The sequence below is a fragment of the Dongia sp. genome (assembly GCF_041909655.1).
Classification (GTDB): domain Bacteria; phylum Pseudomonadota; class Alphaproteobacteria; order Dongiales; family Dongiaceae; genus Dongia.
Map to the genome: position 1 here is coordinate 48,562 of NZ_JAYRDA010000005.1, position 15,997 is coordinate 64,558.

Genomic DNA, 15,997 nt, shown 5'->3' on the forward strand with positions numbered 1-15,997 from the left:
AAGGCTTTTCTACTCCCAAGATCGAAGGCAAGTTCAGCTTGCGCGCCTCGGTCACCGGCGAGATCGTCATGGATAATGTCTTCGTGCCGGAAGAGAACCTGCTGCCCAATGCCGGGGGCCTGGGCGGTCCGTTCGGCTGTCTCAACAATGCCCGCTACGGCATCGCCTGGGGAGCCCTGGGTGCGGCGGAATTCTGCTGGCACGCGGCACGGCAATACACCCTGGACCGCAAACAATTCGGCCGGCCCCTGGCCGCGAACCAGCTCATCCAGAAGAAGCTCGCCGACATGCAGACCGAGATCACCTTGGGCCTGCAAGCCTGCCTGCAAGTCGGGCGCATGAAGGATGCCGGCAATTGCCCGCCGGAAGCTATTTCCTTGATCAAGCGCAATTCCTGCGGCAAGTCCCTCGACATCGCCCGCATGGCGCGTGACATGCACGGCGGTAACGGTGTTTCCGACGAATTCCACGTCATTCGCCACGTGATGAACCTCGAGGCTGTGAACACCTACGAAGGAACACACGACATCCATGCCCTGATCCTGGGCCGCGCCCAGACCGGGCTGCAGGCCTTCACCGGGGCGTAAAGCCGCACAATCAATCGCTCGTTTGCCGCAAGGGATCGTGTAGGATGAAGTTTGAAACTGGCCGGCGGCATTGCCGCCGGCTTGTAAATTCTGGAGATTATCGAGGAATTTCAGTTGTTTAATGGCATTCGCATGGGATCAAAAGCGGCGAGCCGAAAATTGCGGCGGCTGCTTTACCTGCCGATGGAAATCGCCTCGCGCGAGCTCGATTCGCGCCTCCTTATCGCCTCCCTCGCTTTGGCCCGCGGATTTGAGGTGGTCATTGGCCAGAAATGGCTGATCGAGCGCAATGTCGAGGCCATGCCGCCCGGCATCTATCTCTCCAAAACCCTGACCCAGCGCGACGCCAAGGCCCTCTCCCGTGCCAAGGAGCGGGGCTATCTGGTAGCGGCCATCGACGAAGAGATGCCCGGCCTCATCACGGCACCCGAAGAGTTGCGCTGGATGTCGGACGAGGCGGTCGAGGCGACCGACCGCATCTTCATCAGCGGCTCGCATAACAGCGATTCGGTGAAGCGCCGCTTTCCCCAGGCACGGGATCGGGTCGTTACGGCGATCAATCCGCGCTGGGATCTGCTGCGCCCGGGCATGCGAGACTTCTATGAACGCGAAGCCGCCGAGATCCGGGCCCATTATGGCCCCTTCATCCTGATCAACACCAATCTCGGTTTCACCAATTCGGAAAAAGGGTCGGCGGAGGAACTAATCAACGAGCAGGAACGGCTCGGCAAATTGACCATGTCCGATCCCAAGCACGTCGCCTTCGTCAACAGCGTACTGGCCATGGAATCGGCCAATCGCTCGATCATCCTCCAGCTTATTGATGAGTTGCCGAAGAAGTTTCCGGACCGCCGCATCGTCCTGCGCCCGCATCCCAGCGAGAGGCTCGATACCTGGCGCAACTACGTCGACGGACATGCCGTTGTTGATGTGATCCGTGACGGCCCGGCGATTCCGTGGATCCTCGCCGCCGACGTGCTGGTCCATACGAATTGCACGACCGGGGTCGAGGCGGCCGCATTGGACACACCCGCGATCTGCGTGCTGCCAACCGAGACCAGCATCAACGACCGCTATCTGTCGAACCGCGTCAACCCGGTCGCCCGGAATGTTGAAGAGGCCTTGGCCCTGATCGATGCCGCGGAGCATCCAAATAGCGATGCGGGCTTCTATTCCGCAGAGATGCGGGCAAAATTCCGCGACGCCATGTCCTATGACGACAACCAAATGGGCGCCGAACGCATTCTCGACACGCTGGACGATACCATCGCCGAGAACGGCTATCAGATGTCGGCGCCAGGCCGGTGCACCCAGTGGTCGCCCGGCAGCGGTTATGTTTGGCGGATCGAGGACAAAAATGTCCGCGGCGCACTTTTCCCCGGCCTGGATGCCGAGGATGTCAGCAAGCGTATTCGCGGCATTTCGCAGTTGATCGGACAGGCTCAAACACCTTTCGCGCATGAATGCGGCAGCAAGGTTCTTCTGCTGAGCCCGCATCGTCTGCCTTTGGACGTGAGGCTGCGGCGCTATTTCGGCATATCGGTCCCGGCCTGATCGGGCGCCACGGCATGCCGCTGCCCATATCATGACGTCCGGCAGAACCGCCATCATCGTCCAGGCGCGCCTTGGATCAACGCGCCTGCCTGGCAAAATTCTGCAGCGGCTGGGCGATCATACCGTCCTCGAACATTGCGTCGCGCGCCTGCGCAAGGTTGCCGGGGCCGATCTCGTGGTTATCGCGACCACCGACAAGGCGAGTGACGATTCCGTTGCTGCGGCCGCCACCTCTTATGGCGCCACGGTTTTCCGCGGCGACGAGCAGGACGTGCTGGCGCGCTATCTGGGTGCGGCACGCGCCGTCGATGCCGATGTCATCATGCGCGTGACGAGCGATTGTCCGCTGATCGATCCCGAAATCTGTGATGCCGTGCTGAAGCTGCGGGCCAAGCACGACGCGGATTATGCCGCCAACAACATGCCGCGCTTGTTTCCGCATGGCCTGGATTGCGAGGCCTTCACGCGGATAGCGCTCGAGCGCGCCGCACAGGAAGCAACCGATCCCTATGACCGCGAGCATGTGACGCCGTGGCTGCGGCGCATGCCAGGCCTCCGGCGCGCCAATGTGACTGGGCCTGGCTGGCCCGCCAACCAGCAGCGGTGGACACTCGATTTTCCCGAAGATCTTACCTTTTTTCGGGAGATCTTCGCCATGCTGCCGACGGACCGGATTCCATCGTGGCAGGAAGTTCTGTCGCTGATCGGCCATCAACCGGCGCGGGCAACGGCCAATACCCGGCATCGCGTCGCCTCCGCCATGGCAAACGATCTGCAAGCGCCTGTCGCGGTTTTTCGCTTCGCGGCAAATGCGCGGATCGGCACCGGGCACGCCATGCGCTGCAACACGCTGCAATCCCGCCTGGAGGCGCTGGGCTGGCGCTGCTACTGGGCGATTGACGGCGAGACCGCCGCGTTCCTGGACAACACGATCCCACCCGGCGCGCTTCTGCCCCTGACATCCGTCGATCCCACTGCTCAAGCTGCCGAGATCGGCGCCACGATCGGCCGGTGCGACGTTTTGGTGATCGACAATTACGACGTGCCGATCGCGTTTGTGCAGGCTGCGCGGGCCTTTGCGGAAAGGATTGTCTATTTCGACGATCTGGCCGATCGCGAGTTGGATGCCGATATTGTCGTCAACCCGACACCGGGGTTTTCGAGGGCGAAATATGCAGCCCGCAACAAGCAAGACGCCCAGCTGTTGCTCGGTCCGTCTTACGCCCTCCTGCGGCAGCAATTCGCCGCGCGGCGCCGTGAGCGGCTACCTGCGGCCCGTGAAGCGGCCGACATCAGCCGCATCCTGGTCGCATTTGGCGGCGTTGATCCGCTAAACGGGACGGCGCTGGCGCTCAATGTATTGGCCAGCCATAAAGCGCTCGCCATAGACGTGGTTCTGGGCAGCAATGCGCCGCATCTACCCGAAGTGGTGGCACTGATCGCCAAATTGGGACCCCGCGCACGATTGCTGACCGACGTCGCGGACATGTCCGGCATAATGGCGCAAGCCGATCTCGTGATTGGCGCCCCCGGCATGTCGACCTGGGAACGTGGCTGCCTCGGCTTACCGAGCCTGCTCGTCGGCATCGCCGAAAACCAGCGCGCCAACGCCGCCATCGTGAGCGAGGCCGGCGCTGGTTTGGTCAGCGGCTTCCTCACCACGCAATCGCGCGACGACGTGCAGAGAAACCTAGCCCATGATTTGAATCTGCTGCTCGCGCAGCCTGATCGCTGCCGGCAGATGGCGCTGGCCGCAGGTGCATTATGTGACGGGCGCGGTTGCCAGCGCACTGTCACCGCCCTGCTCCCCGCGCAGAAGCTGAAGGACGGTCGCGCCCTCTCCCTTCGCCTCGCCGAGATCTCTGATGAAGGGATGCTTTTGGTCTGGCAATCCGCACCCGAGACCCGCCGCTTCGCCCTCAACCCCAAAGTTCCGGATGCGACCGAGCATCATGCCTGGTATGCCGCCAAACTGGCGTCGGACCAGGACTGGCTATTGTTTGGAGCGGTCGCGGAGAACGCTGCCGGCTATGTGCGCCTCGACTGGATGGGCGAGGATAAGGGCCGGCCGCAATATTTGATCTCAATCGCGACGGCTCCCGGTTGGTATCAATTGGGCGTTGGCGCTGCCCTGCTCAAGGGCGCCCGGAGCCTTGCCCCGGGTGCCCATTTTTATGCCAGGGTGCTGGCAGAAAACACGGCCTCGGTGGCATTGTTCACCCAGGCGGGATATAGCTTGGCAGCGGATGGATATTTCCATTCCCTGCCGCCGCGTGCCAAGGAGGCCTGATGCAGCGCGTTACCATTGCCGGACGGGAGATCGGTCGCGACCGCCGGCCCTATGTCATCGCCGAATTGTCGGCCAATCACAATGGCAGCCTGGAGCGCGCCAAGGACATCCTGCGCGAGGCAAAGAAGGCCGGCGCCGATGCCCTGAAGCTGCAGAGCTACCGCGCGGACACCATCACCATCGACCATGACGGCCCCGACTTTCGCGTTAAAGGCGGCCTCTGGGACGGGGCACGTCTCTATGACCTCTACAAGGAAGCGGCGATGCCCTGGGAATGGCACCAGCCGCTCTTCGAGCTCGGTCGCGAGATCGGCATTGCCGTGTTCAGCTCGCCCTTTGATCACAGCGCCGTCGACATGCTGGAACAGTTGGGGGCACCCGCCTACAAGATCGCCTCGCTCGAACTCTGCGACATCCCGCTGATCGAATATGTGGCGCGAACCGGCAAGCCGATGATCATGTCGACGGGTGCGTCGGAACTGGGCGAGATCGCCGACGCCGTTGCCGCCGCACGCAAGGCCGGGTGCAAGGAACTGATCCTCCTCAAATGTACCAGCGGCTATCCGACGCCGCCCGCCGAAAGTAATTTGAAGACCATCGACCATCTGGCCCAGATGTTCGATTGTGTGGTCGGCCTTTCCGACCACACCATGGGCACAGCAGTGCCGGTGGCAGCGACCGCCCTGGGTTCGGCTTTGGTCGAGAAGCACTTCACCCTTGCCCGTGCCGATGGCGGCGTTGATTCCGCGTTCAGCCTGGAGCCGGCGGAACTCACCCAGATGATCGATGCGATCAATGTCGCCTGGGAAGCAATCGGTTCGGTGCATTACGGACCAAGTGCATCCGAAGCCGGCATCCGCCCGCTACGCCGCTCACTTTATGTGGTCAAGGATGTGAAGGCGGGAGAACGCATCGGCCCCGAGCATGTGCGCTCGATCCGTCCCGGTAAGGGCCTCGCTCCCAAACATCTGCCCGAGGTGATCGGCCGCGTCGCCGCACGCGACCTCAAGCGCGGCACCGCCGTCGACTGGACCATGCTGGCTTCCAACAACTGAGGGTATTTCATGCCGGATTCATTCGCAGACTGGATCCCGGCCGAGGCCGCCACCTTCATCGCGGCGCAGGAAGCGCGCTTCGACGCATTGTCGCTGGACGCGCTGGATCTTGAAGCGCACCGCCTGATCGCCGCCCATGAGCGGCTGGTGGATCACGACTGCATCAACCTTTATGCGGGCACCAACATCCCCAATCCGCGCGGCAGCGCCCTGCTCGCCTCCAGTATCGGCAGCCGCCCGAATCTGGGCCATCCCGGCGCCAAGTACAACAAGGGCATGGCCCATGCCGATCAGCTTGAGGTTATGCTCTCGACGCTCCTGAAACGATTGTTCAAGGCGCGTTTCGTCGAGCATCGGGTGGGTAGTGGATCGCTCGCCAATCTCTATGCCTATATGGCGACCTGTCGTCCGGGCGATGCCATCATGGCCTTTTCGGACGCTGCTGCCGGCCACCCCACGCATCACGAGATCGGCGCCGCGGGGCTCTATGGCCTCAAGGTGCATGACGTGCCGTTCGACATTGCGCGCATGGACATTGATGCCGATGCGTTGCGCGATGCCGCAAAACGCATCCATCCGCGCCTGATCATCGTCGCAGGCAGCATGTGCCTCTTCCCCTACAATCTTCGCGCGGTGCGCGAGATCGCCGACGAAATCGGCGCCTATGTTCTTTATGACGCCGCGCATATGGGTGGGCTGATCGCCGGCGGTGCCTTCCAGCAGCCGCTCGCCGAAGGCGCCGATCTCATGACCGGATCGACCTACAAATCCTTCGGCGGGCCACCATCGGGCATGGTGCTGACCAACTCGCCAGAGCTCGCGGCACGGCTGGACCGCATTGCCTTTCCGGGTCTCACCGCGAATTTCGATCTAGGCCGCACCGCCGCGATGATCATCGCGGTGCTCGATCTGCTGGAGCATGGCCCGGCCTATGCGGAAACCTGCATCAAGAACGCGCAAGCGCTAGCCCAGGCAATGGATGCCGCCGGCATAGCGGTTTTCCGACCCGAAGCACGCGAAACTTTCACGCAATCGCAACATGTCGCCCTCGATGCCCGGCCTTATGGTGGCGGCAACGCCGCCAGCGCACGCATTGAGCCCGCCAATATCCTTTTCACCAGCATCGGCCTGCCGCTGCCGGCAGTCGCGGGCGATGCCAATGGCATCCGCATCGGAACGCAGGAAATCACCCGTTGGGGCCTCTTGCCTGCAGACATGACGACGATCGCCGAACTCACCGCCCGCGTTCTGGTGCGCCAGGAAGCCGCGGCGCAGGTAAGAGAAGACGTTATTGCCTTCCGGCGCGGGTTTCAGACGATCCACTTCATTCGCGGCTGATCGTCACGCACAGGGCTTTTGACTGACATCCGGGCGACATGATGTCAGATTACCAGTCACAGTCCCACGATTGGAGGCTTCGCCGCCATGTCGGTTCGCAATCTCGACGCCCTGATGAATCCGCGCTCGGTCGCCCTGGTCGGGGCCAGCGACCGCGAAGGTTCGCTGGGTTCGCTGGTCTGGCGGAACCTCACCCGGGCGGGCTTCAAGGGCATGCTCTACCCGGTCAATCCACGCCGGAAGTCGGTCGGTGGAATCGTGGCCTACAAGGATGTCTCGGTCCTGCCGGAAGCGCCAGACCTCGCCGTGATCGTGACGCCGCCGCCGCTGGTGCCGGAACTCGTCGCACAGGCAGGCGCTGCCGGAACGCGCGCCGCAGTCATCATCAGTGCCGGCTTCACCGCCGAACAACGCCAGCAGGCGCTGGATGCAGCAAAGCCCTATCTGATGCGACTGCAGGGACCGAACTGCCTCGGCCTCATCGTGCCGCCGCTTGGCTTCAACGGCAGTTTCGCCCAATTGATGCCGGATAGCGGCGGTATCGCTTTCCTGTCGCAATCGGGCGCCATTCTGACCTCGGTGATTGATTGGGCAGGCCCACGCGGCATCGGTTTTTCACATCTCGTCTCGCTGGGCGAAATGGCCGATGTCGATTTCGGCGACCTCCTCGATTATCTCGCGATCGACCCCAATGTCACCGCGATCCTGATGTATGTCGAAGCCATCACCAATGCCCGGAAGTTCATGTCGGCGGCGCGGCGCGCGGCGCGCGTGAAACCCGTCATCGTCATCAAGGCCGGGCGGCACCCGCAGGCGGCGAAAGCGGTGGCCTCGCATACCGGAGCCATGGCGGGCTCGGACGATGTCTACGATGCCGCCTTTCGCCGTGCCGGCATGCTGCGCGTCTACGGCCTGCCACAATTGTTCACCGCCTTCGAGACACTGGCCCAGCTCAAAATGATGCCAAAGGGCGACCGGGCGGCCATCCTGACCAATGGCGGCGGCATCGGCATTCTGGCAACCGATGCAGCGATCGATGCCGGCATCACGTTGTCGGAGCTTGGCCCCGAAACGATGGCGAAACTGGATGCCGTGCTGCCGGCCACCTGGTCGAAAGGCAACCCGATCGACGTCATCGGCGATGCGTCGCCTGAGCGTTACGCCGCGGCTCTTACGGCCCTGCTGGCAGACCCGGACAATGACGGCATCATTGCCCTCAACTGCCCCACCGCCACCGCAGATGCCAGCGCCTCGGCCGCAGCGGTGATCGAAGCCTATGCGAAATCGCCCAAGCCGCTTTTTACCGCCTGGATCGGCCAGGCGACGGCGGCGGAAGCGCGCAATATGTTCTCGCATTTCCATATCCCGAGCTTCGAGACACCGGAGGCCGCCGTGCGCGGTTTCTCGCATGTGGTGCGCTATCGCCGCAGCCAGGAGCTGCTGATGGAAACGCCGCCGTCGATGCCGACATCTTTCGCCTTCAATGCAAAGGCGGTGGAGCGGATCATCGCGCCGGCCCTGGCCGAGGGCCGCGCGATGCTGACCTCGCCGGAAGCGCAGGCGGTGCTGGCTGCCTATGACATTCCCACCAGCGGCACCGAGATCGCATCGGATGCTGCGGCGGCGGCCGCCATAGCCGAGCGCCTGGGCGGTCCGGTGGCGGTCAAGATTCTGTCGCCGGACATCAGCCACAAATCCGATGTCGGCGGCGTGGCCCTGGATCTACGCGGTCCCGGCAAGGTCGCGCGGGCAACGCTGGAAATCCTGGCCCGCGCCAGAAGCAAACGGCCGGATGCGCGCATCCTCGGCGTCACCGTGGAGCCCATGATTCGGCGGTCGGGTGGGGTTGAACTGATCATCGGCGTTACCGAAGACGCCCAGTTCGGACCGATCATCCTGTTCGGGGAAGGTGGCACGGCGGTCGAACTCATCGGCGATCGCGCGCTCGCCTTGCCGCCGCTCAATCTCAAACTGGCACGCGACCTGATGGCATCCACGCGTGTCTGGAAACGCCTGTCCGGCTATCGTGACCAGCCACCGGCGAATCTCGACGCCATCGCGCTGACGCTCACCAAGGTCTCGCAATTGATCGTCGACATTCCGCAGGTGGCAGAGCTCGACATCAATCCCCTGCTGGTCGATGCAGAAAGCGCCATCGCCGTCGATGCGCGCATCCGATTGAAGCCGAACGATTTGCCTGGATCGGCCCGTCTGGCCATTTCACCCTATCCGCGCGAGTTGGAAACCAGCCTGCTGACCACGGACGGCACCAATTATCTGCTGCGGCCCATTGTCCCTGAAGACGAGCCGCAGGTTCAGGCCCTCATCACACGCCTGTCGCCGGAAGCGATCCGCTTCCGCTACTTTTCGACCATCCGGGAATTGTCGCATCGGGACGCCGCCAGATTTACCCAGATCGATTACGACCGCGAGATGGCACTGGTCCTCACCGAGACCGGCGATGCGGGCAAGACGCCGGTCTATGCCGTTGTCCGGTTGATGTCGGATCCGGACAATGAAACGGCGGAATACTCGATTGTGGTTGAAGACCGGCTGACCGGGCGCGGTGTCGGCACCGCGTTGATGCACCGGATTCTGGATTACGCAAAGTCACGCGGCATCCACGAAGTCTTCGGCTATGTCATGAAAGAGAACGCCAACATGCTGGGCGTCTGCGAAGCCCTGGGCTTCAGCGTCGCGGCACAGCCGGACGATTTCGATTCCTACCGGGTAAGCCTGCAGCTTGGTTGAGACTTTAGCGGGGCGTGTAATCCATCGAAGCGGCCCAGAAACGCTCCAGGCGCCGCAAGGTCAGATTGACGTTATCTAGCTCTTCATCCTTGAAGGTCTCGGTGTTGAGAGCCTGCAGATGACGGTCGTACATTTCGTGCATCTTCTGCACGACGGCCAGCGCCTTGTCCGAAAGTTTTACATGGACCGCGCGACGATCGTGGGGGGAGCGTTCCTGAATGAGATAGCCGTTTTCGACCATCTTCTTCACATTATAGGACACGTTCGACCCCAGGTAATAGCCCCGGTTCGTCAGTTCGCCCACGGACAGGACGTCACTGCCGATATTGAACAGGATCATCGCCTGGACGTTGTTCAGGTCCCGAATGCCCTGACGGTCCAGGTCAGCCTTGATGACTTCAAGGCACTCGCGATGCAAGCGCTCGACCAGCGCGATTGTCTCCAGATAGGCCTTTTTCACCGCTAATCCCCAAGTAGCGCAGAATCCGGCCCGGAACGGCCGCGATTCGGACTCAAGCTAGTTCCCCATCGTAAAGCAATGGTTAAGGCTGCGCCAGCCCGGTAAACATGGAAATCAATGATTTCCAGCCGTTGGCGCCCCCTTCCGGCATAAAAATGGGCCTTCAAACCTGCGGCGGGGCCCAGTCCTTCACCCCCGGAACCGCCTCGAAACAAGCAGCGACTCGCGCCGGTGTGACAGCGGCAAGGTCAGCCGGCTGCCATTTCGGTGCCCCGTCCTTGTCGACAAGATGGGCCCGGACACCCTCAAAGAAGTCATGTCCGGCCATGAAATGCTGCGACAGGCGGAAATCGGTCGCCAGCACCTCGGCCAGGCCGCGGCCGCGCGCCTGCGACAAATGGGCAAACGTCACCTTGAGACTGGTAGGCGAGAAGCCGGCCAGGATCTTCCGCGTCTCCTCGGCCCAGGGGCCAGGGCGCGCCGACAGCACCGTCATGATTTCGTCAAAGCTCGCGAGGCCGAAGACGGCCTCGATCTGGGGCAGCATCTGTTCGATACCGGCATTCTCAACCGGAAGAGCGAGAGCATCGAGATTGTCGAGGGCGATCTCCTTCACCCGCCCGCTGCCGACAAATGTCTTGGCCAGCCCAACCTTGATGATTCCGGGACCACGGAGACTGAGGCCGGTCAGGCCGATAGCGATTGCGACGGCACGCGAGCATTTATTGAGGAAGTAGGCAGCACCCACGTCGGGAAAGAGGCCGATGCGGCATTCCGGCATAGCGAACACGGTCTTGTGCGTGACGATCGGGTGCGAACAGTTAAAGGCGATACCCGCGCCACCGCCCATGGTGATGCCGTCCATCACCGCGATGACCGGTTTCGGGTAGGTCGCCAGACGGTAGTTCAGCGTGTATTCTCGGCGATAGAAATCCTCGAGATATTGGAGATCGCCCCGCGCCTTTGCGGCATGGAGCGCCTTGATGTCGCCACCGGCGCAGAAGGCCTTGTCGCCAGATCCGGTGACGATCACGGCCTTGATGTCGACGCGCCGCTCCCACGCCGACAATTGTGCGGCGATCGCATCGATCATCGGCAGGGTCAGGGCATTGAGGGCCTGCGGCCGGTTGAGGGTGATGTGGCCGTGGCCATTGGCGATCGAAAACAGGACGTCGGTAAATTCGGTCATAACATGGTCGCAGGTTGCGGATTCCGGCGGCCACTCTTCCGGCATGGGCGGCTTGGCGTCAAGCCCGGGCAAATCCATGTCCGGCTGGCTTGACAATGACCTGCAGCCTAGACCATTCTCCGCTCGCGCCGATTTGAGCCTCAGCTTGCGGGCGCGTTATAAATGCAGCTAAAGCGTGGTTTCGGCATGAAACCGGTGTTTTAGCTGCCCGCCCGTCCCAGGACGCGGCGGGTTTTGTCGTTCTGGCCTGGTCCCGGCCGTTTCCGGGACCCGCGGGATTTGAGGGGCAGCTTGCACCGCGTCACCAAAAGCTAAAGCGCTATCCCGCCTGCGCCCCGAGGCTTTGTGATGCGACCCAAGAAGGGGCCAGAATCATGTCGAGCGATACAGAAGCAGCCATTCTCCACCGTCCGGCGGTCAATCGGCTGCGGAGCTGCGTAACCCTGAAGGCCCAGACCCGGCTGGATGGGTTCCCTGCCCGGCCTGAACTCGATCCCCTGCGCCGGGTTCTTGCCGCCCTCGCCGACAGCCTGGCAGCAACCTATCGGCAAATCGCGGCCGCCGAGAAAATCTCACTCGACGATGTGGAAGTCAGGGTCGAAGCTGGGCTTGATCTGGCCGCGGGCGAGAAATCGTCAACCCATCCGGGTCATTTGCGGATCGAGGTCAGACTGCGCAGCCGCGCGGGCGTTAACGCTTTGGAGCGCTTGCGCCTCATCGCCGAACAGCACGATCCTGTCCTCGCGCTGCTGCGGCAGGCCATACCGACCCGGCTTGAGATTGCCATCGACTTACGGGACACTCGCCCCATCGCCGCAGAATAAAAACATACTTGGGAGAAACGCCATGTCAGCCAGCAAACATCCGGAGACGATCGTCCTCCACGCCGGCCATCGCCGCGACAGCGCCACGAATTCGGTGGCCGTGCCGATCTATCAGACCACGTCCTATCAGTTCGACGACACGGCGCATGCGGCCGATCTTTTCGGACTGAAGCGCCTTGGCAACATCTATACCCGCATCATGAATCCGACCAACGCGGTGCTGGAAGAGCGCCTTGCGGCACTCGAAGGCGGTGTCGCCGCCCTCGCCGTTTCGTCAGGCCAGGCGGCTTCGGCCCTTGCCATCCAGAACATCGCCAAAGCAGGCGACAATATCGTCAGTTCCACCGACCTCTATGGCGGCACGTGGAACCTCTTTGCCAATACGCTGAAGGATCAGGGCATCGAGGTCCGGTTTGTCGACCCAAAGGATCCTGAGAGTTTCGCCAAGGCGACCGACGACAAGACCCGCGCCTATTATGCCGAGACCCTGCCCAACCCGAAGCTGCGCGTTTTCCCGATCAAGGAAGTCGCGGATATTGGCCGCAAGCTCGGCGTGCCATTGATTATGGACAACACGGCAGCACCCATCCTGTGCCGGCCCTTCGATCACGGCGCGGCCATCGTGGTCTATTCGACCACGAAATATATCGGCGGCCACGGAACGTCGATCGGCGGCGCCATCGTCGATGGGGGCAATTTCGATTGGGAGGCCAACGCCGCGCGCTTCCCAGGGCTTAACCAGCCGGACCCCAGCTATCACGGCGCAGTCTGGACCCAGGCCGTAAAGCCGCTGGGCCCGATCGCCTATATCCTCAAGGCACGAGTGACGTTGCTGCGCGATCTCGGCTCGGCTATGAGCCCATTCAATGCCTTCATGTTCATCCAGGGCCTTGAGACCCTGCCGCTGCGCATGCGCGAGCATGTCCGCAACGCACAATGTGTTGCTGATTATCTCAATCAGCACCCGGCCGTCACCAAGGTGATCTATCCGAGCCTTGCCAGCGGCGAAGAAAAGCGGCGCGCCGATACTTATCTGAAGGGCGGCTATGGCGGCCTGCTCGGCTTCGAGATCAAGGGCGGCCTAGACACTGGCCGGCGCTTCATTGATGCCCTGAAACTATTCTATCACGTCGCCAATATCGGCGATGCGCGGAGCCTCGCCATCCACCCGGCCTCGACCACGCATTCGCAACTGTCGCCAGAGGACCAATTGGCGACCGGCGTCAACGACAGCTATGTGCGCCTTTCGATCGGGCTTGAGCATATTGACGACATCCTCGCCGACCTCACCCAGGCCCTTGACGCAGCGACCGGCAAGGCAAAGGCGGCGGAGTAACCGATCAGCCAGCCCGGACCGGTTTTCATGCCGGTCCGGGCAACAGGCTCAACGGAGCTGAATGCGCGAATAGAGTCGCTACTTGCGCCGTTGCGGCGTATATGCGCGATCAACCCTTTGAGGTGAGATCATGCGTTACGATATCTATCGCCGCGACAACCTGATGCTGGTGTTCGAATCCGGCAGGCCACCCAATGACATGAATTTGAGTGGCTGGAAGCGCGTTCACATGGGCGTCACCGCGCTGGCGCTCTCGGACGGGTCCAAACCCGTGGCCCAGATCGACAAGGAAATCACGCAAAACGGCATGACGACCTATCAGATCAAGAACACCAACCAGCGCCGTTGATACCAGGCAAGGACCCAACATGCTTTATGACATCTATAAGCGAAATGCCGAGTACCTGGTATTTCCCAGCCAGACCCCACCCGCCGGCTTTGACCCGAAGGCGGACAAGTGGAAGCTCCAGCAACGGGGCGCCCCGGAACGGCTCATCGTCTCACTGGGCAAGCCGATCACGCAGATACAGGCCGATATCGCCAAGACCGGCTTGTCGCAAATCCGGGATCGGTTGGGGCGGCCATAAGACCTGCGGCGTGTCGTCCATTGCGCTGGATCAAGCGGCGTTGTAATCGGGATGTCACAGCTATCTATTCTGAGTGACAGCCATGACCGACCATTCCCGAGACGGCCATAAGCGACAGCCTTTCGGCCAGTTTCCGCGCATTCGCATGCGCCGCAACCGCCAGGAAGACTGGTCGCGGCGCCTGGTCGCCGAACAGGTTCTGACCGTCCACGACCTGATCTGGCCCGTCTTCGTGAAGGAAGGCGGGGCGGCGCGGGAGCCGGTCCCATCGATGCCGGGGGTCCATCGCCACACCATTCCGGCGCTGGTCAAGGCCGCCGAGAAGGCCGCCAAGCTCGGCATCCCGGCCATGGCCCTGTTCCCGGTGGTACCCGCCAAAGGCAAGACACCTTTGGCCGAGGAAGCCTGGCGCAAGGACAACCTCTGCAACCGGGCCGTGGCGGCGATCAAGAAAGCAGTGCCCGAGATCGGCATCATTTGCGACGTGGCACTCGATCCCTATACCGATCACGGCCATGACGGGCTGATGAAGAATGGGATCATCCTCAATGACGAGACGATCGAGATTCTGATCAAGCAGGCCCTGGCCCAGGCCGAGGCCGGCGTCGATGTGGTTGCCCCCTCCGACATGATGGATGGGCGCATCGGCCGCCTGCGCGACGCGCTCGACGCCAACGGCTTTGAGCGCGTGAAGCTGCTCTCCTATGCTGCCAAATATGCCAGCGGATTCTACGGCCCGTTCCGTGACGCGGTCGGCTCGAAATCTTCGCTCGGCAAGGGCGACAAGCGGACCTACCAGATGGACAGTGCTAATGGCGACGAGGCCTTGCGCGAATGTGCGCTCGACGTGGCCGAGGGTGCCGACATGCTGATGGTAAAACCCGGCCTGCCCTATCTCGACATCATCTGGCGGGTGAAGGAGGCATTCAAGATGCCGACCTTTGCCTATCAGGTCTCGGGCGAATACGCGATGATCAAGGCTGCCGCCGGCAATGGCTGGCTCGACAACGACCGGGTCGTGATGGAGAGCCTGCTCTGCTTCAAACGTGCCGGCGCCGACGGCATCCTCACCTATTCCGCCATTGAGGTGGCCGAGAGACTGGTGAAAGCCCGCCAAGCCTAGAGCTTGTCGAGTTCGGCGGGTAGGAACTTCAGCACTTCTTCCTTGGCGCGCGGACCGGCGAAGGTCTCCTGCTTCTTCTCGTCGATGATGAGATGCACGAAGATGATCTTCCGCGCATCCTTCTCGGCCCACCCGACATACCAGCCGAGCTGGCGTTTATCGGGGTCAGGCGTGCCGTCGGCATTGACCAGCCGGCTGGTCCCGGTCTTGCCGGAGACGACCCATCCATTATCCAGCGCCGTCTTTGGCATGGCATCATGGGTGGCATCGTAAGCGCTGTCGGCAACACCCAGCTTGCGGTTGATCAGTCTGTCCAGGAACTGCGCCTGTTCGAGCGGCGAGATCTTCAGTGATGAACCCAGCCAGGCATGTGTGAGTCCGTTGTCCTTGCCGGGATCGCCGCCGAGATCCTTGTTGCCGTAATCGAAGGCATCGATATACGCCTGGAACTTCTCGCTCCCGAGCCTCTTGGTCAGTTCCTGGCTGTACCAGACGACCGATTTCTCGAGCCAGTAGCGCGGCGTCACGGTTGTCTTCCAGTTCTCCATCCAATCGGCAAAGCCCTCCTGGAATTCCCAGGCGGGATGCTCGGCATCCATGAGAATGCCGGAATCGAACCCCATCACCGCGAGCGGTATCTTGAAGGTCGAGGCCGGCGTCATCGGCGTATCGCAATCGCCGCTGCGCGATAGAACGCCGCCCGTGGCCGCATCGGTCAGAAGCGAGCATTGCGTCTTTGCCTCGCTAGGCGATGCCATTGCCAGGATAGCGATGGTCGAAAGAAATGGCAGAACCGATTTGATCACGAAACTGTCCCCTTGAAATGGAAAGGCACCGCCGCGGCGGATGGGTCAGCGTTTAGTGATGGGAGGTGTCAAAAATGTGGCGCACGCGCGGATTGAA

The 15,997-nt window shown here is 62.1% G+C and carries 14 protein-coding genes; 11 read left to right on the plus strand and 3 right to left on the minus strand.

Annotation, left to right across the window (positions count from 1 at the left end):
* The 6 genes from ACE3PR_RS11385 to ACE3PR_RS11410 all read left to right on the plus strand — a co-directional run.
* A partial coding sequence (locus tag ACE3PR_RS11385; protein ID WP_374371806.1) for an acyl-CoA dehydrogenase family protein occupies positions 1 to 587 on the plus strand: 587 nt, incomplete at its 5' end.
* 159 nt (positions 588 to 746) lie between these two features.
* Positions 747 to 2,141 carry a surface carbohydrate biosynthesis protein gene (locus tag ACE3PR_RS11390; protein ID WP_374371808.1) on the plus strand — a complete coding sequence of 465 codons (1,395 nt, stop codon included), beginning with the start codon at positions 747 to 749 and terminating at the stop codon, positions 2,139 to 2,141.
* 31 nt (positions 2,142 to 2,172) lie between these two features.
* Positions 2,173 to 4,431, plus strand: coding sequence for a UDP-2,4-diacetamido-2,4,6-trideoxy-beta-L-altropyranose hydrolase (pseG, locus tag ACE3PR_RS11395; RefSeq protein ID WP_374371810.1), 2,259 nt, complete (start codon positions 2,173 to 2,175; stop codon positions 4,429 to 4,431).
* Entirely contained in the window at positions 4,431 to 5,486 is a 1,056-nt protein-coding gene (pseI, locus tag ACE3PR_RS11400) for a pseudaminic acid synthase (protein ID WP_374371812.1), read from the plus strand. Before pseG ends, pseI begins: the two co-directional genes overlap by 1 nt.
* Positions 5,487 to 5,495: 9 nt before the next feature.
* Entirely contained in the window at positions 5,496 to 6,824 is a 1,329-nt protein-coding gene (glyA, locus tag ACE3PR_RS11405; RefSeq protein WP_374371814.1) for a serine hydroxymethyltransferase, read from the plus strand.
* A gap of 87 nt (positions 6,825 to 6,911) precedes the next feature.
* Positions 6,912 to 9,575, plus strand: coding sequence for a GNAT family N-acetyltransferase (locus tag ACE3PR_RS11410; protein ID WP_374371816.1), 2,664 nt, complete (start codon positions 6,912 to 6,914; stop codon positions 9,573 to 9,575).
* 4 nt (positions 9,576 to 9,579) lie between these two features.
* Here the strand turns inward: ACE3PR_RS11410 and ACE3PR_RS11415 are convergent, their stop codons facing one another.
* Together ACE3PR_RS11415 and ACE3PR_RS11420 are read right to left on the minus strand one after the other, a co-directional pair.
* Positions 9,580 to 10,035: a MarR family winged helix-turn-helix transcriptional regulator gene (locus tag ACE3PR_RS11415; RefSeq protein ID WP_374371818.1), complete on the minus strand. Its 456-nt coding sequence runs from the start codon at positions 10,033 to 10,035 to the stop codon at positions 9,580 to 9,582.
* A gap of 163 nt (positions 10,036 to 10,198) precedes the next feature.
* Positions 10,199 to 11,224: an enoyl-CoA hydratase/isomerase family protein gene (locus ACE3PR_RS11420; protein WP_374371820.1), complete on the minus strand. Its 1,026-nt coding sequence runs from the start codon at positions 11,222 to 11,224 to the stop codon at positions 10,199 to 10,201.
* Between the two features lie 374 nt (positions 11,225 to 11,598).
* Between ACE3PR_RS11420 and ACE3PR_RS11425 the strand changes: the two genes are divergently transcribed.
* The 5 genes from ACE3PR_RS11425 (at position 11,599) to hemB (ending at position 15,094) form a co-directional block, all read left to right on the plus strand.
* The gene (locus ACE3PR_RS11425; protein WP_374371822.1) at positions 11,599 to 12,048 is read left to right on the plus strand and encodes an OsmC family protein; all 450 of its coding nucleotides are present in this window, start codon (positions 11,599 to 11,601) and stop codon (positions 12,046 to 12,048) included.
* Positions 12,049 to 12,070: 22 nt separating this feature from the next.
* Positions 12,071 to 13,384, plus strand: coding sequence for an O-acetylhomoserine aminocarboxypropyltransferase/cysteine synthase family protein (locus ACE3PR_RS11430; protein ID WP_374371825.1), 1,314 nt, complete (start codon positions 12,071 to 12,073; stop codon positions 13,382 to 13,384).
* Between the two features lie 130 nt (positions 13,385 to 13,514).
* The gene (locus tag ACE3PR_RS11435; RefSeq protein ID WP_374371827.1) at positions 13,515 to 13,733 is read left to right on the plus strand and encodes a hypothetical protein; all 219 of its coding nucleotides are present in this window, start codon (positions 13,515 to 13,517) and stop codon (positions 13,731 to 13,733) included.
* 19 nt (positions 13,734 to 13,752) lie between these two features.
* Positions 13,753 to 13,971, plus strand: coding sequence for a hypothetical protein (locus tag ACE3PR_RS11440; protein ID WP_374371829.1), 219 nt, complete (start codon positions 13,753 to 13,755; stop codon positions 13,969 to 13,971).
* 82 nt (positions 13,972 to 14,053) lie between these two features.
* Positions 14,054 to 15,094, plus strand: a complete 1,041-nt coding sequence (gene hemB, locus ACE3PR_RS11445; protein WP_374371831.1) for a porphobilinogen synthase — start codon at positions 14,054 to 14,056, stop codon at positions 15,092 to 15,094.
* Here the strand turns inward: hemB and blaOXA are convergent.
* Positions 15,091 to 15,900, minus strand: a complete 810-nt coding sequence (gene blaOXA / locus ACE3PR_RS11450) for a class D beta-lactamase (RefSeq protein WP_374371833.1) — start codon at positions 15,898 to 15,900, stop codon at positions 15,091 to 15,093. The two genes, hemB and blaOXA, sit on opposite strands and share 4 nt — an antisense overlap.
* Between the last annotated feature and the right edge of the window lie 97 nt (positions 15,901 to 15,997).